The 25,888-nt window shown below is 55.0% G+C and carries 25 protein-coding genes and 1 pseudogene; 13 read left to right on the top strand and 13 right to left on the bottom strand.

Annotated features, from left to right (window positions below; translation table 11 throughout):
- Nucleotides 1–27: 27 nt before the first annotated feature.
- The 3 genes from ACT3RW_RS13845 to ACT3RW_RS13835 form a co-directional block, all read right to left on the bottom strand.
- Entirely contained in the window at nucleotides 28–933 is a 906-nt protein-coding gene (locus ACT3RW_RS13845) for a LysR family transcriptional regulator (protein WP_131089049.1), read from the bottom strand.
- 46 nt (nucleotides 934–979) lie between these two features.
- Nucleotides 980–1,243, bottom strand: coding sequence for a hypothetical protein (locus ACT3RW_RS13840; RefSeq protein WP_131089048.1), 264 nt, complete (start codon nucleotides 1,241–1,243; stop codon nucleotides 980–982).
- A gap of 147 nt (nucleotides 1,244–1,390) precedes the next feature.
- On the bottom strand, nucleotides 1,391–1,864 hold the full coding sequence (locus ACT3RW_RS13835; protein ID WP_207306473.1) for an Lrp/AsnC family transcriptional regulator: 474 nt from the start codon (nucleotides 1,862–1,864) through the stop codon (nucleotides 1,391–1,393).
- 244 nt (nucleotides 1,865–2,108) lie between these two features.
- Between ACT3RW_RS13835 and ACT3RW_RS13830 the strand changes: the two genes are divergently transcribed.
- Nucleotides 2,109–3,347, top strand: coding sequence for an MFS transporter (locus tag ACT3RW_RS13830; RefSeq protein ID WP_444614129.1), 1,239 nt, complete (start codon nucleotides 2,109–2,111; stop codon nucleotides 3,345–3,347).
- 80 nt (nucleotides 3,348–3,427) lie between these two features.
- On the opposite strand, the gene ACT3RW_RS13825 is transcribed toward ACT3RW_RS13830, so the two are convergent.
- From ACT3RW_RS13825 to ACT3RW_RS13815, 3 genes are all read right to left on the bottom strand, one after another.
- Nucleotides 3,428–4,420, bottom strand: a complete 993-nt coding sequence (locus ACT3RW_RS13825) for an LLM class flavin-dependent oxidoreductase (RefSeq protein ID WP_131089046.1) — start codon at nucleotides 4,418–4,420, stop codon at nucleotides 3,428–3,430.
- Nucleotides 4,421–4,547: 127 nt separating this feature from the next.
- On the bottom strand, nucleotides 4,548–4,751 hold the full coding sequence (locus ACT3RW_RS13820) for a cold-shock protein (RefSeq protein ID WP_013349999.1): 204 nt from the start codon (nucleotides 4,749–4,751) through the stop codon (nucleotides 4,548–4,550).
- A 294-nt stretch (nucleotides 4,752–5,045) separates the two neighbouring features.
- The gene (locus tag ACT3RW_RS13815) at nucleotides 5,046–6,563 is read right to left on the bottom strand and encodes an MFS transporter (RefSeq protein WP_444614128.1); all 1,518 of its coding nucleotides are present in this window, start codon (nucleotides 6,561–6,563) and stop codon (nucleotides 5,046–5,048) included.
- Nucleotides 6,564–6,691: 128 nt separating this feature from the next.
- On the opposite strand from ACT3RW_RS13815, the gene ACT3RW_RS13810 reads away from it, so the two are divergent.
- On the top strand, nucleotides 6,692–7,249 hold the full coding sequence (locus ACT3RW_RS13810; protein ID WP_131089044.1) for a TetR/AcrR family transcriptional regulator: 558 nt from the start codon (nucleotides 6,692–6,694) through the stop codon (nucleotides 7,247–7,249).
- 14 nt (nucleotides 7,250–7,263) lie between these two features.
- Nucleotides 7,264–8,520, top strand: a complete 1,257-nt coding sequence (locus tag ACT3RW_RS13805) for an MFS transporter (RefSeq protein WP_444614127.1) — start codon at nucleotides 7,264–7,266, stop codon at nucleotides 8,518–8,520.
- A 31-nt stretch (nucleotides 8,521–8,551) separates the two neighbouring features.
- Here the strand turns inward: ACT3RW_RS13805 and ACT3RW_RS13800 are convergent, their stop codons facing one another.
- On the bottom strand, nucleotides 8,552–9,211 hold the full coding sequence (locus ACT3RW_RS13800; RefSeq protein WP_444614126.1) for a trimeric intracellular cation channel family protein: 660 nt from the start codon (nucleotides 9,209–9,211) through the stop codon (nucleotides 8,552–8,554).
- Nucleotides 9,212–9,273: 62 nt separating this feature from the next.
- Nucleotides 9,274–9,813 (bottom strand): DUF1697 domain-containing protein, encoded by a 540-nt coding sequence (locus ACT3RW_RS13795; RefSeq protein WP_444614125.1) that lies wholly within the window; start codon nucleotides 9,811–9,813, stop codon nucleotides 9,274–9,276.
- A 73-nt stretch (nucleotides 9,814–9,886) separates the two neighbouring features.
- Here ACT3RW_RS13795 and ACT3RW_RS13790 point away from each other — a divergent pair, with 73 nt between their 5' ends.
- Nucleotides 9,887–11,836 carry a S9 family peptidase gene (locus ACT3RW_RS13790; RefSeq protein WP_444614124.1) on the top strand — a complete coding sequence of 650 codons (1,950 nt, stop codon included), beginning with the start codon at nucleotides 9,887–9,889 and terminating at the stop codon, nucleotides 11,834–11,836.
- Nucleotides 11,837–11,857: 21 nt separating this feature from the next.
- Here the strand turns inward: ACT3RW_RS13790 and ACT3RW_RS13785 are convergent, their stop codons facing one another.
- Together ACT3RW_RS13785 and ACT3RW_RS13780 are read right to left on the bottom strand one after the other, a co-directional pair.
- Complete coding sequence (locus ACT3RW_RS13785) at nucleotides 11,858–12,259, bottom strand: RNA-binding S4 domain-containing protein (protein ID WP_131089039.1); 402 nt, start codon at nucleotides 12,257–12,259, stop codon at nucleotides 11,858–11,860.
- A gap of 37 nt (nucleotides 12,260–12,296) precedes the next feature.
- Complete coding sequence (locus ACT3RW_RS13780; RefSeq protein ID WP_131089038.1) at nucleotides 12,297–12,653, bottom strand: hypothetical protein; 357 nt, start codon at nucleotides 12,651–12,653, stop codon at nucleotides 12,297–12,299.
- A 93-nt stretch (nucleotides 12,654–12,746) separates the two neighbouring features.
- Here ACT3RW_RS13780 and ACT3RW_RS13775 point away from each other — a divergent pair, with 93 nt between their 5' ends.
- The 7 genes and pseudogenes from ACT3RW_RS13775 to ACT3RW_RS13745 all read left to right on the top strand — a co-directional run bounded on the left by ACT3RW_RS13775 (nucleotide 12,747) and on the right by ACT3RW_RS13745 (nucleotide 18,798).
- Nucleotides 12,747–15,167, top strand: a complete 2,421-nt coding sequence (locus ACT3RW_RS13775; RefSeq protein ID WP_444614123.1) for a Tex family protein — start codon at nucleotides 12,747–12,749, stop codon at nucleotides 15,165–15,167.
- A 145-nt stretch (nucleotides 15,168–15,312) separates the two neighbouring features.
- On the top strand, nucleotides 15,313–15,813 hold the full coding sequence (locus ACT3RW_RS13770) for a ferritin (protein ID WP_131089036.1): 501 nt from the start codon (nucleotides 15,313–15,315) through the stop codon (nucleotides 15,811–15,813).
- Between the two features lie 89 nt (nucleotides 15,814–15,902).
- A complete protein-coding gene (locus ACT3RW_RS13765; RefSeq protein WP_262199434.1) occupies nucleotides 15,903–16,631 on the top strand; it encodes an SH3 domain-containing protein in 729 nt (242 codons plus the stop codon).
- Nucleotides 16,632–16,894: 263 nt separating this feature from the next.
- A complete protein-coding gene (locus tag ACT3RW_RS13760; RefSeq protein WP_165477299.1) occupies nucleotides 16,895–17,209 on the top strand; it encodes a transposase family protein in 315 nt (104 codons plus the stop codon).
- Nucleotides 17,097–18,062 carry an ISAs1 family transposase gene (locus tag ACT3RW_RS13755; RefSeq protein WP_444614650.1) on the top strand — a complete coding sequence of 322 codons (966 nt, stop codon included), beginning with the start codon at nucleotides 17,097–17,099 and terminating at the stop codon, nucleotides 18,060–18,062. The genes ACT3RW_RS13760 and ACT3RW_RS13755 overlap by 113 nt, the downstream gene beginning before the upstream one ends.
- A 185-nt stretch (nucleotides 18,063–18,247) precedes the next feature.
- Nucleotides 18,248–18,638: pseudogene (locus ACT3RW_RS13750) on the top strand (integrase core domain-containing protein); the annotation flags it as partial.
- Nucleotides 18,613–18,798 (top strand): IS3 family transposase, encoded by a 186-nt coding sequence (locus ACT3RW_RS13745; RefSeq protein ID WP_444614122.1) that lies wholly within the window; start codon nucleotides 18,613–18,615, stop codon nucleotides 18,796–18,798. The pseudogene ACT3RW_RS13750 and the gene ACT3RW_RS13745, both read left to right, overlap by 26 nt.
- Before the next feature lie 371 nt (nucleotides 18,799–19,169).
- Here the strand turns inward: ACT3RW_RS13745 and ACT3RW_RS13740 are convergent, their stop codons facing one another.
- The 3 genes from ACT3RW_RS13740 to ACT3RW_RS13730 all read right to left on the bottom strand — a co-directional run bounded on the left by ACT3RW_RS13740 (nucleotide 19,170) and on the right by ACT3RW_RS13730 (nucleotide 22,339).
- A complete protein-coding gene (locus ACT3RW_RS13740) occupies nucleotides 19,170–20,552 on the bottom strand; it encodes an NAD-dependent succinate-semialdehyde dehydrogenase (RefSeq protein WP_444614121.1) in 1,383 nt (460 codons plus the stop codon).
- 269 nt (nucleotides 20,553–20,821) lie between these two features.
- Nucleotides 20,822–21,883 (bottom strand): L-glyceraldehyde 3-phosphate reductase, encoded by a 1,062-nt coding sequence (gene mgrA, locus ACT3RW_RS13735; protein ID WP_444614120.1) that lies wholly within the window; start codon nucleotides 21,881–21,883, stop codon nucleotides 20,822–20,824.
- Between the two features lie 318 nt (nucleotides 21,884–22,201).
- Nucleotides 22,202–22,339, bottom strand: a complete 138-nt coding sequence (locus tag ACT3RW_RS13730; protein WP_165477297.1) for a hypothetical protein — start codon at nucleotides 22,337–22,339, stop codon at nucleotides 22,202–22,204.
- 161 nt (nucleotides 22,340–22,500) lie between these two features.
- On the opposite strand from ACT3RW_RS13730, the gene ACT3RW_RS13725 reads away from it, so the two are divergent.
- Together ACT3RW_RS13725 and hrpB are read left to right on the top strand one after the other, a co-directional pair.
- Nucleotides 22,501–23,286, top strand: a complete 786-nt coding sequence (locus tag ACT3RW_RS13725) for an alpha/beta fold hydrolase (protein ID WP_444614119.1) — start codon at nucleotides 22,501–22,503, stop codon at nucleotides 23,284–23,286.
- Nucleotides 23,283–25,850, top strand: coding sequence for an ATP-dependent helicase HrpB (gene hrpB / locus ACT3RW_RS13720; RefSeq protein WP_444614118.1), 2,568 nt, complete (start codon nucleotides 23,283–23,285; stop codon nucleotides 25,848–25,850). Before ACT3RW_RS13725 ends, hrpB begins: the two co-directional genes overlap by 4 nt.
- Nucleotides 25,851–25,888: the final 38 nt, after the last annotated feature.

Genomic DNA, 25,888 nt, shown 5'->3' with positions numbered 1-25,888 from the left:
ACTGCGCTTGGTCTTACTGCGCGGGTTTTACTGGGCCAAGATCTGGGCTAGTCGGTCTAAGACCAGCGCCACCTTTGGCTTTTTAGAGTTCTCTGGTTTCAGCGCAAAGATGGAACGTGCCAAACGGATCTCCGGAGCATCCACGATACGAATACCTTCCGGGGCGTTGGCCATGGCAAGGTCAGGAACTAACGCGGCACCCAGGCCTGAAGACACCAAGCTCAGCGAGGCATTAAAGTCATCGCAGTAGGCAGCCACCTGCGGGTGGATGTTGTACGAAGAGAACAGCCGGGAGATCAGGGTAGCGTCCGAGGTTCCAGGGTGGTGGAAGATCCACGGCCATTCGGCCAACTGGTCAACGGTGAGCTGAGAGTCTTCGGCGATAGGCCATGAGGCGGGAATGACCACACGGAATTGGTCGTCACCTAGCCATGTGCGTTCCAGGGATGCAGGCCACGATAGTCCGCCGGGACCCACCTGGAAGATCAGCGCGAGGTCGAGGTCTCCACCGGTGCCTAGACCGGCAACGGTCTGTTGCGGTTCACCGATCCACAAGCGCAAGTTGATTCCTAGCGAGGACCAGTCACGTGCTGTCAGGATTTGTGGCAACGCGTAAGTGGCCAAGGAAGGGAAGATGCCTAGCTTGATCTCTTCAAGGTCGGTGGCCTCGGTGGAGATCGTGGCGACATCGGCCATGAGCGCGTCAAGGTCTGTCAGCACACGCTTAGCGTGGCGAACCATGCGCATGGCCCCAGGCGTAGGAGTGATAGAGCGGGCGCCTCGGACAAACAAGGTTGTGCCGGTGCTCCGCTCCAGCGCTGTCATCTGCTGAGATACAGCACTGGCCGTGTAGCCTAGGCGGGTTGCGGCCGTGGCAAAGGAACGATGCGCCACTACTTCGAGTAGCGTGCGCAGATGAACTGGATTAATCACTTCTAAAGTCTATGGCCTTTAGCCCAAGTTTTGCTTAGCCGCCGTGTCAGTCGTCATCCTCAGGTTCAAAGGATTCGTCTTCTTCATCATCATCGGAACCGTCGTTGGAGAATTCGTTGTCCAGATCATCTTCGGTTTCTAGATCATCGTCGTAGAGGTACTGACGCTGGGCTAGCGGATCATGATTGCGCATGGTCTCCGGCATGTCGCTGGATCCTTCATAGGCCTGAGAGTCACGTCCGTCATCAGGCTCATAGATATCGTTGCCGTATTCCGTGCCAAATTCTGTTGGTTCGAATTCCCTGCTCATCGCGCGCTCCTTCGGTGATACGAGGGATCCACCTTCGAAGCCGGGGATACTCCTCGTGACTTCTCGTAGCACCAGCCTAGGACCACGCATCTGGAAACTAAAGACTTGTTTTAAATTTCTTTTAGGTGGTGGGAACTAGAGCATTTATTAGTGATCATGTTCGGTGTAGTGTTCCAGCAAAGGGGAGGAGCGGTAGGCCAGATGAGTGTGCAAAGCGAACGTGGTTTCCGAACGGGTGACTCCCTTGATGCGCAAGATCTGGCGCAGCGCAGACTGCAGCTGGTGAGTGTCGGTGGCAATGAGTCGAACCCACACATCTCCGCGCCCGGAGGTCTCATGGATTTCTAAAACATTCGGGATCTGACGCAGAGCGGTGATGACCGTATCAAGGTCACGGTGGCTCACCTCCAAGGTGACAAAGGCCAGCACGTCGTAGCCCAACTTACCGAGGTCAATATCGCGACCGCCATCTCGAAGAATTTCTGAACGCTGCAATCGGCGCAAACGTGACTGAGCGGTATTGCGGGCGATGCCTACCTCATCAGCAAGTTCCGAAATTTGGATACGCGGGTCCTTGATTAAGGACAGCAGCACCTTGAGGTCTACTTCGTCTAAGCGCACTATATGCTCACTCCAGGGGTTGTTGCGGGGCGTTATTTTGACCAAACTGCTCAAATCCTAGCAAGAATTCTTTCGACCTGCTTTGAAAGGGTGGATATTAGTGAGTGAACGATCTGTTGCAGTAGACAAACTCAAGCAGAACGCTCAACTCACCGGTGGGGAAGCGAGTAGCCCCACCGGTTAAAACTTTTTCAGGACTGTTCCTGATCCCAAGACCTGATCTATTTTGCTACCGGGAGTGAACGTGTCCGTCATCAGTGAACTGCGCATGCAGCCCATGCAGCACCGGACGCTTTCCTGGAACCCGGGCTTGACCACACGTCTGGTCATCACGGTGGCAGTGAGCTTCCTGTTGTTGGTGGGCGCCAACCTAGCTACGCCGTTGTACCCAGCGCTTCAGGACGAACTACATTTGGGCGCGATGGGAACTACCATCGCGTTCGCCAGCTATGTCTGCTCGCTGATGCTTTTCCTATCCACCGTTGGACACTGGTCCGATCACATTGGACGTCGAGCTGCCCTAGTCATCGCCGTACTGGTCTCGCTCATTGGCACGCTCGTCTTTGCTTCGGCCTCTAATCTGGTTGAGCTTTGCCTCGGGCGAGGACTCCAAGGAACTGGCGTCGCGCTAGCTACCGGTGCCAGCGCGGCAGCTCTGCGTGAGCTTTTGCCTTCCAAGCCTGAATGGGCCTCACGCTTCACGCTCTTGGCATCCTCGGGTGGAGTTGCTTTCGGACCGGTCTTGGGCGGATTGCTGGCAAACCTTCCCGGTGGGCGAACTACCGTGTTCTTGATCCAAGCCATTTTGTTGCTGATGATCATGGTCCCGTTGGGTACCTTGCAAGCACGTCCAGCCATTGCCATGGCCGAACGAGGCAAGCGCGGCAAGGCACTAGCCCCTCGCCGTCTGGGCATTCCAAGTACTGCACGTTCCCAGTTCTGGCTGGCCGCACTGGTAGGGTTCTTGAGCTTCGCCGTCTTCGGCTTTGTGCTCTCCTTGGCGCCGGGCTACTTCGCTCAGGTCTTTGGGCTGGAATCAAAGTGGATCATTGGCCTGATTGCCGGGCTGCCTCTGGGAGTCTCCGCACTATCCCAGGTAGTAGTGCGTGGAGGGGCAAAACTTCTTCCCGTCGGTTTGGGACTCATGGCAGTATCTACCGTTCTGCTGGCCTTCGCCGCCGAACACCACCTATTGGTCCTTGCCCTGCTGGCTCTGGGCATGGTGGGTCTGGGCCAAGGCATGAGCTTCCGCACCGCTTTTGCTAAGGCAGTTGACTCGGTCAGCGACCGTCAGCACGCGCAAACCGTGTCCACCATCTACCTGATGACGTACCTCGGCAGTGCAGTTCCAGTGATCGCACTGGGATGGGCCGTTGGTGTATTTGGCCAGGAAATTAGCATTCTGGTCTTTGCGATTTGCTGCTCTGCTCTTGCTGCAGTTCTTGGTCTCTGGGCCATCATTGGACAGCGCACCAAAGCTTAGATTTCAGAACTAAAGCGTAAATACTTCGCCCCCGAGTTCAACAGAACTCGGGGGCGAAGTGTGTCTAGGCATTACTGCTATTACTGCGCGGCGACCAATTCGGAAGCCTTGGCGGTGATCATGACCGATTCCAAACGTTCCCGCTCTTCAGTGGGGTAGTGAATGGTGATCAGTTCATCGGCCTGAGCTGCGGTAGCGAAGTGCTGAAGGTAATCAGCAACCTGCTCGCCGGTACCTACTGCGGTGTAGCGCATCATGTCCAAGATCTGCTCTGCCTGTGGGGTGTCCATCAGCATGTCGATCTCGGCTTCGGTGAATTCCTTCTTGGCGTTGCGACCCAGGAATGCAGCCACACGGTGACGCTTGGCCACGTTGAGCAACTCGTGGGCCTTTTCGGAAGTTTCTGCCGCGAGTACACCAACACCAGCAATCACGTATGGTTCGGACAGCTGCGCCGAAGGCTGGAACTCGTCTCGGTACACGCGGATGGCTTCATGCAAAGCGGCCGGTGCGAAGTGCGAGGCGAAGGAGTATGGCAAGCCAAGCTGGGCGGCGAGCTTTGCGCCAAACAGCGACGAACCCAAGATGTACAGTGGCACGTTGGTGCCAGCGCCTGGGGTGGCGGCAACGGTAGGAACCCGTGACTCACCGGCGAGGTAGGCCTGAAGCTCAAGCACATCGTGTGGGAAAGTATCGGCGGCTGATGGGTCGCGACGAAGGGCGCGAAGGGTGGTCATATCAGTGCCCGGGGCGCGGCCTAGACCAAGGTCGATGCGGTCCCCATAGATGGTGGCCAAGGTACCAAACTGCTCAGCGATCACCAATGGTGAGTGGTTTGGCAGCATGACCCCGCCCGAGCCCAATCGAATGGTCTCGGTGTGGTGGGCTACGTGGCTGATCAGCAGAGAAGTCGCGCTGGAGGCGATGGTCGGCATGTTGTGGTGCTCGGCGTACCAAACACGCTCATAACCATGACGTTCTGCGGTCTGGGCTAGGCGAACAGAGGACTTAAAAGAGTCGGAAATAGTTTGACCGGGAGCAACCGGGGCAAGATCCAAAATAGATAGCTTCACATTTAGTGCAACCGGTCAGTGCGCCGAAGTATTCCAGTGATCTGCAACGCTCATAACAAAAAGAAGGTCACCCGCAATGCGGATGACCTTCTTTTGAAAAGTCAGGCGTTAGAGCCAAAGACCTTCTTTAGAGAGCGCGGATATCTGCAGCCTGCAGACCCTTTGGACCCTCAACAACTTCGAACTCGACCTTCTGGCCTTCGTCCAGGGTACGGAAACCCTGGGTCTGGATGGCGCTGAAGTGAGCGAAGACATCTGGATCTCCGCTGTCTGGTGCGATGAAGCCGAAGCCCTTTTCAGCGTTGAACCACTTTACGATTCCGGTTGCCATGTTTCTATTTGGTCCTTTCAGACGTTTCTCGCCGGTTCTATTGGCGATCTTGGTTGTAATCTACGTAAGGCCTCACTCCCTGGTGGAAGAACAGGTCTTACGAAGCAGCCAAGTCATTCACTGCACGTCTAGAAGGGGGCTCGCGTCAACCGAGGTGGTTCGACATTCGCATACTTCTAACGGGTACTTCGCGAATTACTTTGGAACTACACTGCCTAGCCTACGTGCTAGCCGTCAACAATTGAATAACTTTGAACCAATTAATCAAAAATTTGCTCAAGTGGTGCGTTCAGTTCACTTAATTGCCGGTTTGATGACGCGAAATACAAGGACTGCAGCTACCAAAGACAGTGTGGCAGCGATTGTCGAAGTAAGTAATACACCGTGATCGAAGGCCTGCGCCGCCGAAGCCAGCAGCGCTTGAGCATCACTTGCGTTCAAGGATGCCGCCACCTGATGCGCACCTCCCAGAGTTTCACCTGCCAGCTGTGCCTGCTCCTGGCTTAAGGATCCTGGAACCAGCAACCGTGTGGAGTAGACCGAGTTTAAGATGGAGCCCAAGACCGCGACGCCCAACACCGAACCGACTTCATAGGCCGTCTCGGAAATGGCCGAGGCTGCACCAGCCTTGGAAGCGGGAACCGCCGCCAGTGTCATGTCATTGGACAAGGTCTCGGTCATGCCGATTCCAGTACCCAATACCGCGAAGGCAACCATCAGCACCGGTGCGGTTAAGTGATCTCCGGCCAGCATCACCATCAGGTAGGCCGCCGCGGAGAAGATCAAACCCAGCGCCATAATGTTTGGCGAACCAAAACGACGCGACAGGGCCACTGCTGCCAACCCGAAGAGCATGGTCAAAACCAGTCCGGGGGTCATCCATAAACCAGCTTGGATGGGGCTGAATCCGGTGATGAGCTGCAAATGCTGGGAGACGAAGTAGATAAAACCAACCAGCGAGAAGACCCCGATGAGGTTGACCATGAGCGCTCCGGAGAAGGGTGCATTCTTGAACAATCGCATGTCAAGCATGGGGGATTCACTGGCCAGCTGCCGGCGCACAAAGGTGATACCGCTGAGAACAGCCAACCCGACACTCGCTACTAGAACAAACCACGGTGCGGTGGCGAAAGTCTTGATGGCATAGGTAAAGGGCAACAGGGTGAGGATGATCAGCACAATCGACAGCGGATCAACCCGTCCAGGATTGGGGTCCTTGGATTCGGGAACCAAAACCAACCCGCCGATGAGCAGCGGCAACAACATTGGAACTGCCATTAGGAAGACCGAGCCCCACCAGAAGTGTTCTAGCAGTAGCCCGCCAACGATTGGTCCCAGTACCGCACCTCCCGAGAAGGCAGCTGCCCAGACAGCAATAGCGGTACGTCGTTCGGTGGCGTCCGGGAAGATGGTGCGGATCAGCGACAGCGTGGCTGGCATCAGCATGGCGCCAAAAATGCCCAGCAGGGCACGAGCTGCAATGAGCTGGCTGGCGTCGGTGGCGAAGGCTGCCACGGCTGAAACAATGGCAAAACCGGTGGCGCCGATCAACAGCAGGCGGCGTCGCCCGATGCGATCTCCGAGTGAACCCATGGGGACGAGGAGCCCGGCCAAAACTAGGGCGTAGATGTCAATGATCCACAGCAGCTGATTGCCGGTGGGGGACAGAGCTTCCGTCATCGCCGGTACGGCAAAGGACAAGACGGTGTTGTCCACGGAAATCAGCAGTACCGGGAAAATTAGAACAGACAACGCCGCCCAACGACGCGGCTTGCTTAATGCAGAAGCGCGTTCGGAGATGTTTGAGCTCATAACTTTCACCTTTGGGAGTTAGTAGAAATGTGTGGTTTGCCCACAAATGGTAACTGTACCGTCTAGACGGTACAGTTACAATTGACGATAAGGTTGAATTGATCACCGCCCCAACGAAACGGAGAGCCATGGCCCGCCCACCTGCTGCTCGCAACAAAGTGCTGGAATCCTACATATCGCTGTTATGCGAAGAAGGAGAACGCGCAGCAACGCTGGACGCCACCGCAGCACGCGCCGGCGTATCCAAAGGGGGACTGCTCTATCACTTCGCGTCGAAAGAAGCGCTAGCTGAAGCGGTTATCGAAGCCGCTGAAGTACACATTGCCCATGACGTTGAACTTATGAGCAACTCAGCAGAAGGCGGCGCTGCCTACTTCATCCGCACCAGCGCCGAAGTAGACACGGAACTGGACCGCCACCTTGTGGCCCTCCACCGGCTGGCGCAGGCTGGAGTCAAGAGCGCCACAGACAAAATCGAAAGCACCAACGAGCGATGGTACGGGGCTATTCTCGAAGATGTGGGCAGCAAAGATCTCGCCCATTTGGTGATGCTCACCGGTGAGGGACTCTACGCTTCTCTTTCACTTCCAAGCAATTGGTACCAACGTAATTTTGCTGGTGAGCTCGATCGCTTACTAGAGTTAGTCTCATCAATCAAAAAGTTGGGGAATCTCAACCAACACTAAGCAGGAAGAATTCAATGGCGAAAGACAGCGACTCCACGTCTTTACGCGGACGGATCGGGGCGCTTGTAGGCATCCTTATGCTCGCCCTGTCGCTTCGTGCGGCGGTAGTTTCTGTCCCGCCCCTGTTAGCCAGGATCAAGACGGACATTGAATTTACCGAACTCACCACCGGTCTGCTGGCAATGCTTGCCCCGGTGGTCTTTGCAGTTTTCGGCCTGCTCACTCCGCGACTGATCAAGACTTTTGGGCTTGAGAAGACCTTGATCATCTCGCTCGCCTGTGCCGTACTTGGACAGCTGGCACGAGTTTTTATGCCCGAGGTCTACTCATTCCTCGCCCTATCCATCGTGGCCTTGGCCGGATATGGAATGGGAAACGTAGTCCTGCCGCCACTGGTTAAGAAATATTTCCCAGAACGCATCGGGATGGTCACCAGCGGCTACGTCACCATGATTGCCGTGGGTACCTGGATGGCACCACAGTTCTCGGTCCCACTGGCCAATGTGAGCAACTGGCAAGTCTCCATCGGAGCTTGGGCGGCACTTTCGGGCATCGTATTGATCCCTTGGATCCTTCAGCTCATTGCTGATCGAGGGGTCAAGCGCTCGGAGCATCTGGTCGGTGCCAATGGCGTGCCTCATCCGGTTATCAAGATCAACCCCTGGAAGTCCAAAGTCGCTTGGGGTCTGGCGATCTTCCTGGCAGGTAACTCAGCCCAAACTTATGTGTACTTCACTTGGCTGCCACCGTATCTGCAAGACCGTGGACTTGATGAACTGACCGCGGGCAACATGCTGGCGCTCTTTGCCATCCTTGGCTTGCCGATGAGCCTTTTGGTTCCGCTGTGGGTTCCAAGACTAAAAAACCCGATTGTCGCAGTACTGATTTTCACCGCCTGCTGGATCGTTGGGCACCTAGGTATATTCCTTTCACCAACCCATAACACCGTGCTGTGGATCTGCGCTGCCGGGCTGGGTCAGGGCACCTTTGCTGTCGCCCTGCTGATGATGAACTTGCGTTCGCGAACCACCTACGGTTCGGGTGTGCTTTCCGGCTTTGCCCAGGGGCTGGGCTATGCGGGCGCAGCAGTGGTTCCAATGCTCTTTGGTGTGGTGCAGAAAGCTACGGACTCTTGGGGTGCTGCGTTCTCGATGCTCGGCGGTTGCCTCATTGTGATGCTCATCGGTGCAGTGATCATCAACCCATCACGGACCATTGAAGACGATGCGCCCACGACTGAAGAAATGGGCAAGCTCGAACGCATCGACTAGGGTTCAGCGCGAACCTAGAATCAGCGCGAACCTAGAAGTAGTGACGCTGCGGACCGTCTGACCCTGGTGTGCTGTGATTCGGGCGGTGCCAGTGTCCGGCGGCCAAAGGCACCGACCAACCGAAACGCAACGACGCAACACGGATGATAAAGGCCAGCGCAGCGATACCTGCTCCGACCGCAGCGTTCATCAATCCAGCGTGCCAGGCTACAGCTGTGAGAGCTGAACCGACCATGGCAGCCATCGCATAAATATCGCGGGGGTTGAACAGATCCGGGGTCACATTAGAAATGACATCACGCAGCAATCCGCCGCCCACACTGGTAATAATGCCTAGCAGCACGGCAGTGACCGGATTGAAGTGATGTTCCAACGCTTTGAGGGTGCCGGTAACACAGAATAGGCCCAGCCCTGCAGCGTCAAAAAGCTGAATGAGTCGGTGCAATTTCTTTACCGCCGGTGTGAAGGCATAAACGCACAGCGCGGCTAAGGCTGGTGGTACGAAGTAGATCGGATGCTGGAAGGTCGCAGGGGACTCGTTAAGGATCAAATCTCTGACCACTCCACCGCCCAAACCGCAGACTCCGCCGAGGAAGGCAGAGCCTACGAGATCAAATCCGCGCCGGGCAGCCATTAAAGATCCTGCAACGGCGAAGAAGAAGATGCCGACGAGTTCGATCAGAATATACATTCCAGAGCCTTTAGTGCAGTCGGCGAAGTGTGGTCAATGCCCAATTATTGCCTGTCTGAGCCTTAGCCAACAATCTTGGCGATTTTCACCAGTGTGTTGTGGTTTCTTGTCGTGATGATTCTTCGCTTGGCTTGGGCTTGGATTAGCTTCGCTACTGGGTCAGTGGTGCTGGTTCCCTTAGAAGCGATCCAGCAGATGGCCCGGCCGATGGTCAATAATTCTCTGGAGTCATCTAACGTCTTGATGGCCTCGCCCATAGCTAGGGCATCATCTTCGCTCTGGCACAGCGTGAGATAACAGTGATGCTCTGCCACTGGCTCAGGCAGAGGCATCCCAAAAGGTCCGGATAATTCTTTGATTTCTTCGGCGGTATAAACCAACGTGGGGATCTCGCGTTGGTAGTGCGTTGCCAGAAGTTCATTGCAGGTAGCTTGAATGATCTGCGGGTCAGACTCTTCTGATGAAAGCACCACGTTACCGCTGGCCAGCAAGGTCTTGACCTCGGTGAAGCCGGCGGATAGCAGTAACTGCGACAAGTCCTTCATAAGGACCTTTACGCCACCAACGTTCACTCCGCGAAGAAATACGGCAAATTTACTCATTGTTTTCCAAGCTCTTGAACATGAATCTTCTTAGGGGTCGTTCTGTATCCCAAAGATCGCTAGGATCAAGAATATGCCTATGCACTTGCCTTTCGGATCCTGGCCCTCATCAATCACAGCACAAGACGTTGCTGCAGGGACCAAGCCATTGGGCGGCGCCTGCTTCTACGGCGAGCGGATTATTGTCCAAGAAGGACGCCCCGCTGAAGGTGGCCGCATCACCCTGGTCGATTACGACAGCAACGGCCAAGCTGGCAAACAGCTGGTTGATGCCCCGTTCAACGTTCGCTCACGAGTCCACGAATACGGTGGAGCGAGCTGGACGCTCATCGAACAGGGCGCTGCACAAATAATCTTTGCTAACTTCAGCGACCAGCGTGTTTATTCCTTAACTATTGGCGAAGGCGAACCGACTCCACTTACCCCAGAAAGCATGGTTGATGCTGACCCGGCGCTACGTTTTGCAGAGTTTAAGCGTGGTCCCGAAGGTAGCGTCTTGGCCATCATGGAAGACCTGCGGGCAGAACCTGTACGACAGATCGTGGCCATTCCCTTGGACGGCAGTGCTGCCCAAGACCTTTCCAACATACGAATTCTGAGCGCTCCGGCCCGCTTTGTAGCGGCTCCGCGCTTAAGCCCTAATGGTGAGAAGCTGACGTGGATCAGTTGGGAACACCCAAATATGCCGTGGGACTCCACCAACTTGCACCTTGCCGAGATGACTGAAGCAGGAGTGCTTAATAGCAACATCATTGCCGGTGGCGAAGATGTCTCAGTGATGCAACCTGAATGGCTTGATGATGACCGCATTGCGTTCATCTCTGATGCCAGCGGCTGGTGGAATCCCTACGTTTATCAGGATGGGTCTTCACGCACCACTCGACTAGTTGACCGTCCTGCAGAATTTGCAGGACCACTATGGCAGGTAGGTACCAGCTGGTACCTGGTGGAAAACCCACATAGCTTGCTCTGCTCATACGGAACTGGAACCAAATCCTTGGCACGAGTGCATTCGGTGACCGGGGGACTGGACGACATTTCCCTTCCCTTCACCGGGATCCGTCCTTTGGCACTCAAAGACGACTGGTTGTTGGCCGGCACCTCATCGATGACTCACGGTGAGCAGATCACCTTGATCAATATCGAAACTTTGGAACACCGCGAGATCACTCGTTCTATTCAGAGCTTGCCTGACCCAGCCATGCTGCCAGAGGTTGAAGAATTTGAATGCAAAAACCTGGCAGGCCAATCGGTACACGCGCTGCTCTACCGCCCAACCCAAGCAGGCTATGCCGGCGTAGAGGACGAGCTGCCACCATTTGTCACCTTCGTTCACGGCGGACCAACCAGTCAGGCGACGGCAACACTGAGTGCAGCGGTGGCCTATTACACCTCGCGCGGCATCGGTGTTATTGATGTGAACTACGGTGGCTCAACCGGTTACGGTCGCGAATACCGCAATAGATTGCGCGGCTCGTGGGGAGTTGTTGATGTTGCCGACACCGTTGCGGTGATCAACGCACTGGTAAGACAATCAATTGCTGACCCGGCGCGGATCGGCATTGAAGGCGGTAGCGCCGGCGGTTGGACCGTTCTTTGTGCACTGACCTTCGCTGACGTATTTACCGCAGGGATCAGCCGGTACGGTGTCTCAGACCTTGTAGGTCTGGTGCAGCATACTCACGATTTTGAATCCCAGTACATGTTCTCTTTGGTGGGCCCTTACCCAGAAGCCGCCGACCTGTATGAGAAGCGTGCCCCGATCAATCACGTATCAAAGATTTCTTGCCCGGTACTGCTGCTGCAAGGTGACGAGGACAAGGTGGTGCCACCTGCCCAATCGCAGGTTGTTGCTGATGCGCTCGCTGCCCGCGGTATCAAGCACGCCTACATTCTCTTTGAAGGTGAACAGCATGGATTCAGGAAGTCGGAGAATATTGTGCGGGCTTTGGAATCGTCGTTGGCGTTCTACTCACAAATCTTCAACTTTGAGACAGACGTGCCAGTCATCGAGCTGTCCTAGATCTAAAGAGTCATAAGAGAGCTACTGCTCGGAGCCGGGTTCCTGCCAGGAAGCACGCAAGCGATCCATCTCGCGGCGGTCCTTCTTGGTGGGACGCCCGGCACCACGCTCGCGCAAAGGAACTTGCGGGACCACCATCCGTTCACGCGGTGGAGAATGATCGATATAGCACTTGGTGGCTACCGGAGCTGAAACTCGTTTGGAGAGCAAGCCGGTGACTTCAAGGTCTCGGTCAAAACCGTCTTTGCGCACACGAACCCGATCTCCGGAGACCACATTTTGTGATGCCTTAACCGGATCTCCGTTTAAACGCACATGCCCAGCACGGCAGGCAGTAGTTGCCGCGGAGCGAGTCTTGTAAACCCGAACAGACCACAACCAAGCGTCGAGTCGTACTTTGCCACTGGTGGGAATTTCAACCATGACAAAATTCTAGATCACTGGCGTGGGAACTGATTTGTTAGTTGCTCTGGGCGGTGGCGTTGTCACAGGAGGTTTTTAACCGATCCTGGAGAGCTGCCGGGGCCTTATCCCCGGAATCAGCCAACTCGTTGAGAACGTTGACCATATCCTCCGGAAGGCCGCCGCCCTCTACAGACCCCACGATGGAGGAGAGCACACGAAGCTCACTGGAATTGATGGTGCCGTCTTGAATCGGAGCGCACGCCTGACGTACGAGTTCTTTGCTAGCAGCGTCGGTGAGTTGGTCTGACGCACGAGATGCGGTGTCTTCAACTACAGAACATCCGGCACTAAGCAGTGCTACTGATGTTATCGCAAATACCGATGCCACCTTACGAAATTTCACTTTCCCCATGGAACTAAATTCTAGCGACCGATAATGAATTTCAGCTGAATGCTAACCGAGTCGATCATCTGAACTTTAGAGCCGTTAAGACACAATGGATCGGTGAGTAGCGAGCAGAAGAACACAGTAAGTGACCACGGTGTGCAACAGCGAATCATCGCTCAGCTGGCCAAGGAACTGTCCACTGAATCCACGGTTGCCACGTGGCAGGTCAAGGCAGCGGTAGAGCTACTTGATTCGGGATCAACCGTTCCATTTATCGCTCGTTACCGAAAAGAAGTCACCGGAACACTCAGCGATAGCCAGTTACGTTTACTTGAAGAGCGCCTGCGGTACCTGCGCGAACTTGAAGACCGACGAGTTGTGGTGCGCGAAGCGATCGCCGAAGCAGACAAGCTCACCGATGAGCTTTCGGCCGCCATTGCAGCAGCGGCCACCAAGGCTGAGTTGGAAGACATTTACCTTCCCTTCAAATCCAAGCGCCGCACCAAAGCTCAGATCGCTCGTGAGGCAGGGTTGGAGCCGCTGGCAGACCTATTGCTTTCCACTCCTTCAACTGACCCGCAGCAAGCGGCAACAAAGTATCTCAATGCCGAGGCCGGATTTGCCGCCGAAGCCGACGTGCTTTCCGGTGCACGTTCCATCGTCACCGAGCGGGTATCTCAAGACGTGGCACTGGCCGGTGAACTACGCGAACGCTTGTGGAAGACTGGCAAGATTTCTGCCAGCGTTTCACCCACTGCCAGCACCGAAGGCCAGGGCAAGTACTCCGATTATCTGGACTACGTTGCTAATCTGGACCGGCTGCCTTCACACCGGGTTTTGGCGCTCCTGCGTGGCGAACGTGAAGGCGTTTTGAACCTGCAGCTGGCTGAAGCTGATCCACACGATGAAGAGGCGGTAGCCCAGGCACGCCAAGGATACGAAAATGCGATCACCGCGTCGCTGGGTCTCAATGTTCCTACCGGTGCGCCAGCTGCGTCCTGGATCTCCCAGACCGTCCGCGTGGCCTGGAAAGCGCGCCTGTTAACCCGCTTTGAGTCTGATCTTCGCTCGCGACTCTTTGACGCAGCAGAAGATGAATCAGTGAAGATTTTCGCCTCCAATCTCCGCGACGTTTTGCTTGCTGCTCCGGCGGGAAATAAGGCAGTGCTTGGCTTGGATCCTGGACTCCGTACCGGCGTGAAGGTCGCGGTAGTGGATCTGACCGGTCAGTGTATTGAAACTGCCACGATCTATCCTCATGCTCCGGTGAAGAAGTGGGACGAGTCCCTAGCAACTTTGGTTCAGCTAGCCAAGAAGCATGGAACGAGCCTCATCGCCGTGGGCAACGGAACCGCTGGGCGCGAAACAGACCGTTTGGCGGCTGAGGTCATCAAGGCCTTGGGCGATTCGAAGATCAGTAAGGTGATCGTCTCCGAGGCCGGTGCGTCGGTCTACTCCGCCTCAGAACTGGCAAGCCAAGAACTACCCGATATGGATGTGTCCCTACGTGGAGCCGTGTCCATTGCTCGCCGCCTGCAGGACCCATTGGCTGAGCTGGTCAAGATCGATCCAAAGTCCATCGGCGTTGGTCAGTACCAGCATGACGTTACTGCTTCCAAGCTAGATCGTGCCCTGGATGCCGTCGTTGAAGACTGTGTGAACGCGGTCGGCGTAGACGTTAATACTGCATCCCCAGCATTACTCTCTCGTGTGGCTGGTGTGGGCCCACTGCTCAGCCGGAACATTGTTGATCACAGAAACGCTAATGGTCCATTCGCCTCACGCAAGGCTCTGCTCAAGGTTCCTCGCCTAGGTGCCAAGGCCTTTGAGCAGTGTGCGGGATTCCTTCGCATCACCGGAGGCAAGGAGCAGCTAGATGCTTCGTCGGTCCACCCTGAAGCATATGACTTGGCCAAGAAACTACAGCAGGCGGCCGAAGCTCAAGGGCGTCGACTAGAAGAGCTTAGCGTTCAGGACTTTGTCACTGAACAATTCGGTGAGCCAACGATCCGCGACGTTATTTCTGAATTGCGTCGCCCTGCTCGTGACCCGCGTGGCGAATTTGTGACCGCTTCCCTCAAGGAAGGCGTTGAGAGCCTCAAAGATGTTAAGCCGGGCATGATTCTTGAAGGAACGGTCTCCAACGTTGCTGCCTTCGGAGCGTTTGTTGATTTAGGCGTCCACCAAGACGGTTTGATTCACGTGTCCGCAATGAGCTCTAAGTTCATCTCTGATCCGCGTGAGGTAGTAAGCTCTGGACAGATCGTTAAGGTCAAGGTTTTGGAAGTCGACAGTGTCCGCAAGCGCATCTCTCTCACGCTGCGTCTGGATGATGAGCTACCGGTAGCTGGAGAGCCAAACAACAACGGTGCTTCGCGCCAGCGCAAAACGACCAGTGCTCCTCGTCCTTCAGCGCGCGGTGAAAATCAGCGTGGTGGACAGCAAAACCGAAAGACTCGTGCGCAAGAACGACAGCCGGCGGCTTCGGGCAACACTGCTATGGCAGAGGCGCTGCGCAGAGCTGGACTTAGCCGGTAGTTTAGGTGCTGTTCGGTTTACCTAACCTTGGTTAGCATCGGCTACGATAACTTGCTCGCAACGTGGGATGATTCCCTAATTCGGGTTGGACTAAGTGAGTGCAAACTTCAGTGACAAGTCAGGAATTTCGTCCTAGTCTAAAGACATGGAACTTACAGGAAAACTGGCAGAAGCCTTCAGCACTCAGGTAACTCTCGAACTAACCGCAGCCACGGTTTACCGTCAGCTGGCAGTTGAAATGGACGTCAAGAGCCTTCCAGGTATCGCTGGTTGGTTCCGCGCCCAGGCTGGCGAAGAAGTTGTACACGCAGAAAAGTTCATCACTCACATGACTGACCGCTCGGCTCACCCGAAGATTGGCGAGCAGCCAGCACCAGAGCTGAACATCAAGAGCGTCGCTGATGCTTTTGCAGCATCCCTGGCTCATGAGCAGAAGGTCTCCGAAGCAATTCGTGAGCTTTACCGTCTGGCTCAGACCGAGGGAGACATTGACTCCCTTCCACTGCTGCACTGGTTCATCGATGAGCAGATTGAAGAAGAGGCAACCGTCTCTGAAATTCTGGATCGCGTGAAGCTAATTGGCAACGACGGAAGTGGTCTTTTGCGTCTGGATGCTGAGCTCGGCTCTCGTCCATCCGATGACTAATCGTGTAGGAAGTACGCATCTTCTGAAAATGGAATAAACTTAGGGAAGCAACCTTCGGTTGCTTCCCTAAGTTTTTATTTGAGGTGGTTGTGAACCCATTGGGCTTACCGCATAAGTCGGCTTTGACGTCGTCAGTAACGTTAACCCATCGGACTACTGCCTCGCTGAAACTGCGCAAGGGTGCCGGACGGCACTATGTTGTGCAGAGCAACCTTGCCGAGCTCACCGAGCTCGCCTTGATTGAAGTTCAAGGATCTTGGGCCCATGTGTTTGTTAACGGAATTTACGGCTGGCTGCCCAATATCTATTTGGAGCCAATCCCGACAGTCTTTGATCAGCCAGTTGTGGCCGAGAACGAAGACGAGGATGACTACGCCGAACCGGTGCTCTCCCGTTACTCGCTGATTGAAGCGACCCACGTAACCACGGCGACACTGAACCTGCGCAAGGGCAGCGGCACGGGATATCCCGTACTAAAGGTCATAGATCAGGGCAACAAGGTTCGTTCGATGCTCCAGCAGGGCCTCTGGTCCCAGGTTCAGGCAGGAAAACTTCTCGGTTGGGTACCGAGTATGTACCTGCAGGAGATCCCGGCACGTCCAGCGCGTGGCGGTCTGATCGCCGTACCAAATCAGCGAGCGCTGACCACGATTCGACTCAACGCACGACGCGGTCCGGGCGACCACCATTCGCTGGTACGCATTCTCCCGGCAGATACCGCGGTAATTATTGTTGCGCGACAGGGCGCCTGGCGTCAGATCGACCGCGACGGCGAAGAGATGTGGGTTCCCGCTAGCCAATTGCGGACCGTTTACTAGGCCAGTCATCGGCAGAATAGCTGAATACAAGATCCACTTGCCGTGTTTGAGGCTTGGGGCCCATGGAGCTGCATGCCGGGAGCTACTAGTTAGGCGTTGTTTTCGGTGCATCAAAAGTAGTCCTGCTCCAGGGCGTCTGCAAAGTCCTGAACCGGTCAAATCGTCTTAAAATCTGAGACAAATTTGATCTGGCTTTAAATAGGCAGGAACCCCTGTTAAACATGTGAATGTTCAAGCCCACATGTCAGCACAGGAGTTCCTACGTGCCATCGTCTCATTTGCATGCCTTCATTGACCAATTTGAAGGACTCCACCCCGACATCATTCAACCCAAAACATTCCTTCGCAGCTTAGCGGCACTCCCAGATCCCCGCGCCAAACGCGGCATCCGCCATCCGCTAGCCCATATCTTAGTCATCGTCATCTGCGCGGTCATCGCAGGAGCGAAAAGCCTGGTTGAGATCGCTGAATGGGCTCAAGACACAGCCCCCACAACAGCTGGCCAGATACGGCATCGGAGCACCCCACGCTACAACGATCGCCAGGGTACTTCAGCTCCTGGATACCCGAACTTTTGAGCTGCTCCTTGCTGATTGGGTCCAAAACTTACGTCACCGAACACGCCACAACACAAGAATCAGAGCGATCGCTATCGATGGCAAAGAGGTCCGCGGAGCGAAGAACGGAAACCACCCACGCGTGCATCTGTTATCAGCCATTGACCAAGACTCCCACGCGGTGCTCAGCCAAGTTTCTGTGGGAGTCAAAACCAACGAGATTACCCAGTTCACAACCTTGTTAGATCACGTGACGGACCTTAAAGGTACCGTCGTGACAGCCGATGCCCTACATACGCAAAAGGGACATGCTAGGTATCTGCATGGGCGTGAAGCGCACTATATTTTTACTGTCAAAGGCAACCAAGCCAAGCTTTTGGCTGAGCTTGAGCAACTCCCATGGGACGCTATGCCGGAAGGTAATCGTACTATTCAGACGAAGAATGGGCGTCGGACCATTCGCACAGTCAAAAGCGTCACTGTGACCACCGGGACTAGTTTCCCGCATGCGACCCAAGCAATGCAGATCACCCGTAAATCACGGTCGTTAAACTCAACGAAGTGGCATCTTGAGACGGTGCATGCATTGACGTCGTTGCCGACACATCTTGCAAGTCCCCGAGAGTTGGGCGAACGGGTTCAAAAGCATTGGGGTATTGAGAACGGCCTGCATTGGAGGCGGGACGTGACTTGGCGGGAGGATAAATCTCAAGTCAGGACCGGGAATGCTCCGCACGCGATGGCAACGTTGAGGAATATCGCGATTACGTTACTTAAGAATCTCGGGCACAGTAATTTGGCGAAGGCTACGCGGAAGCTACGCAATCATCCTGACCGAGTGTTGTCGCTGATCGGTTTGGACACCAGTCACTGACTTTGCAGACGCCCTGGGCGCCTGGCATTGTTATTCGTACGTCTAACGGGATTGAACGATATTCAGAGCTCATTCGATCTGCTTGGCTGCACTCGCAGCAGCGGTTGGCACACCGAACTTCGCAGCGGCGTGGTTCCCGTGCCCGGTTCATCATCAAAAGTGGTTAAGCCCTTGACCCTGACAGCTCAATCATTGACCGCCGGTCTTTCAAGGCTACGGACGTGGTGGATGTTTTGGAGGGCATCATTGCCGAAACCGGACTCCAACCGACGTTCGTGCGGTGCGATAACGGGCCTGAATTCACTGCCGGCGGGCTGGTGGATTGGTTCAACAATGCTGGGGTGCGCACTGCGTTTATCGATCCAGGTTCGCCCTGGCAGAACGGTTTTATTGAGTCGTTTAATGCGCAGTTCCGGCGTGAACAGCTCTCTGGGGAAATCACAGATACCGTGGTGGAGGCAAAGTATGCGGCCGATGAATGGAAGGACATTTACAATCAGGAACGTCCCCCATGGTTCCTTGGATGGAATGACGCCGTCCCGGTTATGGGATGAATGGGTTAGAGAGAATCAGTGAGCTATCGCATAGATGCTGGACCGCTCAAAGGGACCCAACCAGTCTCAAGTCGGAGATGTTCCATGGAGAGCACTTTAGGGATCTTGGAGAGCCCAAAGTGGAAATTGAAGCGTACATCGATTGGTACAACACGAATCGGCGCCATAACCTTGTAGCCTGAGCAGGGACTATTATTTAGCTAGTCCAACTTTCGGGACCCAGTTCACTGCGCAAGGCAGTCTTCCGGGGGTATGCGAATCCGTACAATTAGTCCGGGTAGTCGAACTGATACTGACTAAGCCTGTCAGGGTCGAGTCAGTACCTCCGGGGCGGAATTCGAGTGCATACCCGCCGGCCATGGTGGTGAGTCGCCGTATTCAAAGACCAGCAGCCGAAATCATGGAATAGGTCTCGTCCAAAAGTGACAGTTTAGGACTTTGAGATGGATTAGTGCTGGTGCAAGTCGTGGCGAGTAGAGTCTCGTTGCAGCTATCGACAAGAGTAAAGGCAGGTATCTGAGCAATACTCGGATACCTGCCTTTACCAGTGTGGTTATTCGCCGATGTAGAACAGTCGCTTGTTCACGAACTCATCCATACCCAGTGGTCCAAGCTCTCGGCCGAAGCCCGAACGCTTCACGCCACCGAAAGGCATTTCTGCACCCTCGGCACTTGGAGTGTTGACGTTGGTCATGCCGGTCTGCAACTTCTGGGCTACCTTCGAGGCACGCTCCACGTCGGTGGAGTGCACCGAACCGCCAAGACCGTAGATGGTGTCGTTAGCCAAGTCTGCAGCTTCTTCATCGCTGGTCACCTTGTAGACCACTGCTACAGGGCCGAACAGCTCTTCGTAGTAGGCGCGCATGTCCTTGGTGATGCCGGTAAGTACAGCAGGGGAGTAGTAAGCCGAAGGTCCATCGTGCAATACGCCACCGGCGTGCAGGGTTGCACCCTTGGATACTGCATCCTGAACCTGCTCGTGCAGGGACTCTGCTGCCTTGCGGGAGGAAAGCGGTGCGAAGGTTCCTTCTGCTTCTTCCATTGGGTCACCTGGCTTCAAGCCAGCGGCACGCTTGGTCAGCTCTGAAACGAACTCGTCATAGATGCCTTCCATGACAATCATGCGCTTGTTCGAGTTACACGCCTGACCGGTGTTATCGATGCGGTATCCCCACGCGGTATCAACGATTGCCGGAACATTATCCGAGTCGAGAACTACGAACGGATCCGAGCCACCTAACTCCAGTACGGCCTTCTTCAGGTTGCGGCCGGCCTGCTCTCCAATGATGGCGCCAGCGCGTTCGGAACCAGTCAAGGAAACACCCTGGATACGGGTATCAGCAATGATGGTGGAGATCTGGTCGTGGGTAGCGAAGACGTTGTTGTAAGCGCCTGTTGGGACGCCAGCCTCATCCATGATTTCCTGAATAGCTAGGGCCGAACGTGGGCAAGACTCAGCGTGCTTCAAGATGATGGTATTGCCCAGCATCAGGTTAGGTGCTGCGAAGCGAGCAACCTGGTACAGCGGGAAGTTCCAAGGCATGATGCCAAGCAGTGGACCAACTGGGCGCTTCTGCACGACAGCCTTGCCGCCGGAGAACGACTTGATTTCCTGATCCGCAGCTAGAGTTGGGCCCTCGCTTGCGAAGTATTCAAAGATTTCCTGGCAGTACTGTGCTTCGCCTACTGCTTCAGAAACGGGCTTACCCATTTCCGTGGTCATGATCTTGCCCAGTTCATCCGCACGTTCGGCGAAGAGTGCTCCGACTTTGGAAACAATCTTTGCGCGTTCGTTGATGTCTACGTCCTGCCATGCCTCGTAGGCAGACTGGGCGGCAGCTAGTGCCTGCTCAACTTGCTCGTCGGTTGCTGAAGCGAATTCTTCGACAACCTCGCCGGTAGCAGGGTTCAAAACCTTATAAGTTGGGGCGCTCATCAATGCTCCTGTCGTTAATGCAGATTCGTCAGCGTAAGCCTGTAACTTGACGCTATCGGACTTCACTCGATAAATGAATGTAATTCACTTCATTCCGCGTCTACTCTGAGCTTATCCTCAGATTCGCGTTTGAGCCACTATGAAGAAGCAAATTTGAACGGTGGGAAATAACGTGCTTGTTGATCACCAAGAAAGGGCCGTGGTCTGCCCGAGAGACTTGGGAGACCACGGCCGCAAACTGATCCGCTTGGTCAGCGGCGAGAGGGGTACTAGCTGATAGCTGAAGCGCGCCACCAGTCGATGCCCGCATCACCCTGAGCGATCTCTGCAATGCTGGAAAGTTCAGCTTGCGTGAACTCCAGATTCTTCAGAGCCCCCAAGTTCTCATCGAGCTGCTTAGTTGAAGAAGCGCCAATGAGCACCGACGTTGCAGCGCCATCGCGCAACAACCAAGCCAGAGACATCTGTGCTAGTGACTGCTCGCGCTGCTGTGCAATCTCGTTCAAGCGACGCACCTTGGTGAGGTTTTCTTCGGTGAGCTGGCTTTCCAAAGAACGCCGGCCACCTTGACGCTCAACATCGGTGGTGGACAGATACTTATCGGTCAGCAGACCTTGTGCCAACGGAGTGAACGCAATCGCACCCATATTCTCCTTCTGCAAAGTCTGCAGCAGGCCATGCTCAACCCAAGGATTGAGAATGTTGTATGAAGGCTGGTGGATGACGAGTGGCGTGCCCAAGTCATCGGCAATTGCCTTGGCTTCAGCGGTACGTTCTGCAGAGTATGAGGAAATGCCGACATAGGTGGCCTTGCCCTGGCGGACCAAGGTATCCAGAGCGCCGATGGTTTCCTCTAGGGGAGTGTCTGGATCAAAACGGTGCGAGTAGAAGATGTCAACGTAGTCCAAACCCATCTTCTCCAAGGAGGCCTCGCACGACGCGAGCAGATACTTACGCGAACCGAAAGTGCCGTAAGGACCAGGCCACATGTTGTAGCCAGCCTTGGATGAGATCAGCAGTTCATTGCGGTAGGCCTTGAAGTCCTTGCGCATCATGCGCCCGAAGTTCTCTTCTGCCGAGCCAGCTGGAGGCCCATAATTATTGGCTAGATCAAAGTGGTTGATTCCGTGGTCAAAGGCATGACGGAGAATTTCGCGCTGGGAATCAAAAGGACGGTTATCACCGAAATTCCACCACAGCCCTAACGACAATGGTGGAAGGCGTAAACCTGACTCACCCACACGGCGGTAACCGAAATGCTCATACCTGTCGGCTGCAGCGGTGTAAGGGCGGTGCAATTCGTTGACGGCCGGGATTCGCTCGTATTCCACGAGACACCTTTCTGCCAGCGTCGATGCTGACGGGGTGGATGACGGAGGGTCTTCCACTTCAGAATATGGCAAGCGACCTAAGTCGCACGATACCTGCCGGTAAATCTGCTAAATGCGTAACGCGCATGCTGGTGGGCAGACGAGCCCAGGTAGGCGCAGCTTAAATAGAAGAACCGATCCAGCAGGCCAAGGAGGTAACGCCTGTGTGGATCGGTTCTTCTAAATCACTCGCACCTTAAGAAGGTAATCACCACACTAGGAGCCGAGTCTTGAAACAAGCTGAGTGCTAAGTGTGTGCTCACTCAAGATGCATAGTGATTAGTAATTTGAAGGTGGGTCAGAAGCCGGGAAGGATTCGTCTTCCCATTCTTCGACAAGCGCTTCATCGTGCTCGTCATGACGTTTCTTTTCTTCGTCAGCTGCGAGCTGTTGCTCGTCGGTTAGTTTCTCGCTCATAGTATTCCCCCTTTTTCTACTTGGATGGTCTGCCGTGATCGGTGGCCTTGGCCTGTTCACGTACTGTCAGTCTTCACCTAATGCACGGCATTGTCGATAGCTTGTACGGAACTCGGATTTCGCCATCCTCGCTTCGAAGGGATTTAATCAAAGACATGCCAATGATCAATAATCCTGTCGACGGTTCAGATATCTTCTTTGATGATGATGGTGCAGGCGGAGAGCCAATTCTCTTCTTACATGGCTCTGCTTTGTCTCGCTCTATCTGGCGGGGACTGGGGTACACCAAAGCTCTGGGCGAAGATCATCGAACTATCCGCATGGACCTGCGTGGACATGGGAAATCTTCCAAGTCTCATGACGTTGCTGATTACACGATGGACAAGGTCATCAGCGACATCCAAGCAGTACTTCAACATCTCAACGTTGATCGAGTACATGTTGTTGGCTATTCATTTGGTGCGCGTACCGGAATGCACCTGGCCATGACCCACCCTGAACAAGTTATTTCATTGATCATGCTTGGTGGCACTTTCGAAATTACCGAAGGGGAGATCGGCAAACTCTTCTTCCCCGGATACCTTGAAACCCTGCGTCGCGGAGATATCGAAGGATTTGTTACTGGCCAAGAAACCAACGGCAAGCTGGATCCTGCCACAAGGCTGGCGTTTAGATCCAATGATCCGCTGGCCCTCGCTGCATATTATGAAGCAGCCGAAACAGTACAAAATGTTGAGCTGAGCGAACTGGCCAAAATTAGGATTCCCACGCTGTTGCTGATCGGCACTCGGGATCAACCCCGCTTTGACCAAAACAAAATCATGGTCCACACGTTACCCAATGCGCGCATGGTGGCCCTGCCCGGGCGCACCCATGGCGGAACCTTGTTCCCGATTGACCCGATCATCTCTGCCATTCGATCCTTCTGGTCTGGGCGAAGCGTATGAGCGATGGTGGCTTTGATCTTGAACGGATCTCTTCGGGTCTGGCCTTCGGTCCGAGCCGCAATGAGCTGTTTGACGCCCTAGCAAACAACCCTTCTGGACCACTAGTCATTCAAGCACCGCCGGGCTCCGGTAAAACCACCATCGTTCCGCCAACGGTAGCCAATGCACTAGATCAGGCAGGGCTGAACGGAATGATAATCGTCACCCAGCCTCGCCGTGTGGCGGCCCGTGCAGCGGCTCGACGCTTAGCGCAGTTGGACGGAACCGCTCTGGGTGAGCGGGTGGGCTTTGCCGTACGTGGAGAACGAAAAAGTTCGGCCAACACCCGCGTTGAATTTGTGACCGCCGGCTTGATGCTGCGCAGGTTGCTGGCGGATCCAGATCTGGCCGGCGTCAGCGCGGTCATTATCGATGAAGTCCATGAACGCTCGATTGATACCGACCTTCTTTTGGCGATGGTGAATCAAGTCAGTCAATTGCGTGATGACCTCTCACTGATTCTGATGAGCGCCACCTTGCATGCCCAAGAACTTGCACAGTTTCTAACCCGTGAGGCTGCGGCTCCGGTGCTCAGCGCGCGCACCGCACAGTATGAGGTCGCCGAAAGCTTTGATAGCTTTTCATCGGCTCGCACCAATGAGTATGGGCTCAAAGACGAGTACCTTCGACATGTGGCCAGCGTGAGCCTGCAGCACTCCGCGGCCGTAAATGCACACAGTGATGAACCGGTTGACACCTTGGTTTTCCTTCCCGGCGTGCGCGAAGTAGAACGTATCTGCGCTCAAATTTCGGCCAGTGGCGTCACCGCCTTGGCCTTGCACTCGCAAATATCTTCGGCGCAGCAGGACTCGATACTCAGTGTGCCGGAGCTGGGCAGTGAACCACGAATTATCGTCGCAACGTCTATTGCTGAATCTTCCTTGACCGTCCCTAGAGTTCACCTTGTTATTGATGCGGGCTATGCCCGCGAACCACGCCGGGATAACGCCAGAGGAATGTCCGGGCTCGTGACCGTGGTGGCCAGCCGTGCCGCCGCAACGCAGCGTGCTGGCCGTGCTGGACGACTTGGCCCTGGACGTGTTGTGCGTACCTTAGATCTAAAGTCTTTTGCCGCCGCGGCAGAATTCTCAACCCCGGAAATTCGAACCGGTGATCTGGTATCAGCGGGGCTGGCAATGGCGGTCTGGGGAACACCACGTGGTGAGGGACTAGATCTTTGGGAAGCGCCGCCAGCATCCACCATGGCTAGTGACGAGCAGGTGCTCAAGAGCCTTGGTGCCGTGGATGATTCTGGGTACATCACCGCCCAAGGTGAGCAGATGGCCAAGATTCCCACGGACCCTCGAACTGCTCGCGCACTACTCGACGGTGCACAAATCTATGGCCCCCGAGCAGCTTCTGAAGTTGTGGCTCTCTTAGCGAGCTCTGAGCGAATCGCCAGCGCGGATCTACACGAGTTGGAATCGGCAGTACGGCGCAGTTCGCATCCTGGGAACCGTGCCTGGAAGCAAGAAGCCGCGCGACTTGAACGACTGCTAGAACTGCACACTGACGCTTCCTTAGCTAAGCAGCAACCGGCTGGCACAGAGCGCGATGCGCTGGCCGGTGTCAGCGCTTTGGCCTACCCACAATGGGTGGCGCGTAAGGTCAGCCACGATGAATATCTATTGGCGTCAGGCACTCGTGCCACGTTGCCGAGAAATAGCCCGTTGGCCCATGAAGAGTACGTGGCTGTAGTCGAGGTTGCCCGTGCTGGGTCTAAAGCAATGATCCGACGTGCCGTCGGTATTGAGCTGCAGACAGCCATGGAGCTTCTTCCGCAGCTACACAAGAGCGTTGAAACTGCCGAATTTATCGATGGGAAGATTAGCGCACGAAAGATAGAAAACTTTGGCGCCATCGAGTTAGCTTCCCATCCGATCAAAGCCACTGAAGAGCTCGGTATGAAAGCTGTTGAGTCAGCAATTCAAGACCAAGGGATGGCCTTCTTCGGTGAACATGAAAACTTTGATGCTCTGCGTCGGCGAATGGCTGTGGCCTACCGTTTGCTCGGCGAACCCTTTGCTGCCGTGGATAATCAATCGCTAAGTAATGATGCACAGAACTGGTTGCAACCTGTTCTGCGTCAGGTAGCCAACGGAAAGAACGTGGCCAAGGTTGATCTGTACTCTGCACTGCGCAACTTACTGCCCTGGGAGCACGCTCACGACTTTGATTCCTTAGTACCGCAACGTCTAGAAGTTCCATCAGGATCAAAGATTGTTGTTACCTATCCACCGGTAGGGGACAGTGGCCCGGCGGTGGTCGCGGTGAAATTGCAAGAGTGCTTTGGACTGGATAAATCCCCGCGTTTAGTTAGGGACAAGCTCCCGGTACAGTTCCATCTACTCTCGCCGGGCGGTTTTCCGCTGGCAGTGACGGAAGACCTCGTGAGCTTCTTTAACGGTCCTTACGCGCAGGTTCGTTCCGAGATGCGTGGGCGTTATCCGAAGCATCCATGGCCGGAGAATCCGTGGGAGCATGTGGCTACGGCCAAGACAAAAAATAGATTAAATCGTCAGTAGCGATGAACAAAACGTTGGGGACCAGTTCAATGTGAACT

The sequence above is a fragment of the Glutamicibacter sp. AOP5-A2-18 genome (genome assembly GCF_052446055.1).
GTDB lineage: Bacteria > Actinomycetota > Actinomycetes > Actinomycetales > Micrococcaceae > Glutamicibacter.
The sequence above is the reverse complement of the archived record's forward strand: the minus strand, read 5'-3'. Positions and strand labels throughout refer to the sequence as shown.

Coding starts and splice junctions, on each gene's coding strand:
- hrpB (WP_444614118.1), top strand. CDS start 23,283: ATGAGCGATGGTGGCTTTGATCTTGAACGGATCTCTTCGGGTCTGGCC.
- ACT3RW_RS13740 (WP_444614121.1), bottom strand. CDS start 20,552: ATGAGCGCCCCAACTTATAAGGTTTTGAACCCTGCTACCGGCGAGGTT.
- ACT3RW_RS13790 (WP_444614124.1), top strand. CDS start 9,887: ATGCCTATGCACTTGCCTTTCGGATCCTGGCCCTCATCAATCACAGCA.
- ACT3RW_RS13800 (WP_444614126.1), bottom strand. CDS start 9,211: ATGTATATTCTGATCGAACTCGTCGGCATCTTCTTCTTCGCCGTTGCA.
- ACT3RW_RS13815 (WP_444614128.1), bottom strand. CDS start 6,563: ATGAGCTCAAACATCTCCGAACGCGCTTCTGCATTAAGCAAGCCGCGT.
- ACT3RW_RS13810 (WP_131089044.1), top strand. CDS start 6,692: ATGGCCCGCCCACCTGCTGCTCGCAACAAAGTGCTGGAATCCTACATA.
- ACT3RW_RS13795 (WP_444614125.1), bottom strand. CDS start 9,813: ATGAGTAAATTTGCCGTATTTCTTCGCGGAGTGAACGTTGGTGGCGTA.
- ACT3RW_RS13780 (WP_131089038.1), bottom strand. CDS start 12,653: ATGGGGAAAGTGAAATTTCGTAAGGTGGCATCGGTATTTGCGATAACA.
- ACT3RW_RS13745 (WP_444614122.1), top strand. CDS start 18,613: ATGAATGGGTTAGAGAGAATCAGTGAGCTATCGCATAGATGCTGGACC.
- ACT3RW_RS13785 (WP_131089039.1), bottom strand. CDS start 12,259: ATGGTTGAAATTCCCACCAGTGGCAAAGTACGACTCGACGCTTGGTTG.
- ACT3RW_RS13725 (WP_444614119.1), top strand. CDS start 22,501: ATGATCAATAATCCTGTCGACGGTTCAGATATCTTCTTTGATGATGAT.
- ACT3RW_RS13820 (WP_013349999.1), bottom strand. CDS start 4,751: ATGGCAACCGGAATCGTAAAGTGGTTCAACGCTGAAAAGGGCTTCGGC.
- ACT3RW_RS13770 (WP_131089036.1), top strand. CDS start 15,313: ATGGAACTTACAGGAAAACTGGCAGAAGCCTTCAGCACTCAGGTAACT.
- ACT3RW_RS13840 (WP_131089048.1), bottom strand. CDS start 1,243: ATGAGCAGGGAATTCGAACCAACAGAATTTGGCACGGAATACGGCAAC.
- ACT3RW_RS13805 (WP_444614127.1), top strand. CDS start 7,264: ATGGCGAAAGACAGCGACTCCACGTCTTTACGCGGACGGATCGGGGCG.
- ACT3RW_RS13730 (WP_165477297.1), bottom strand. CDS start 22,339: ATGAGCGAGAAACTAACCGACGAGCAACAGCTCGCAGCTGACGAAGAA.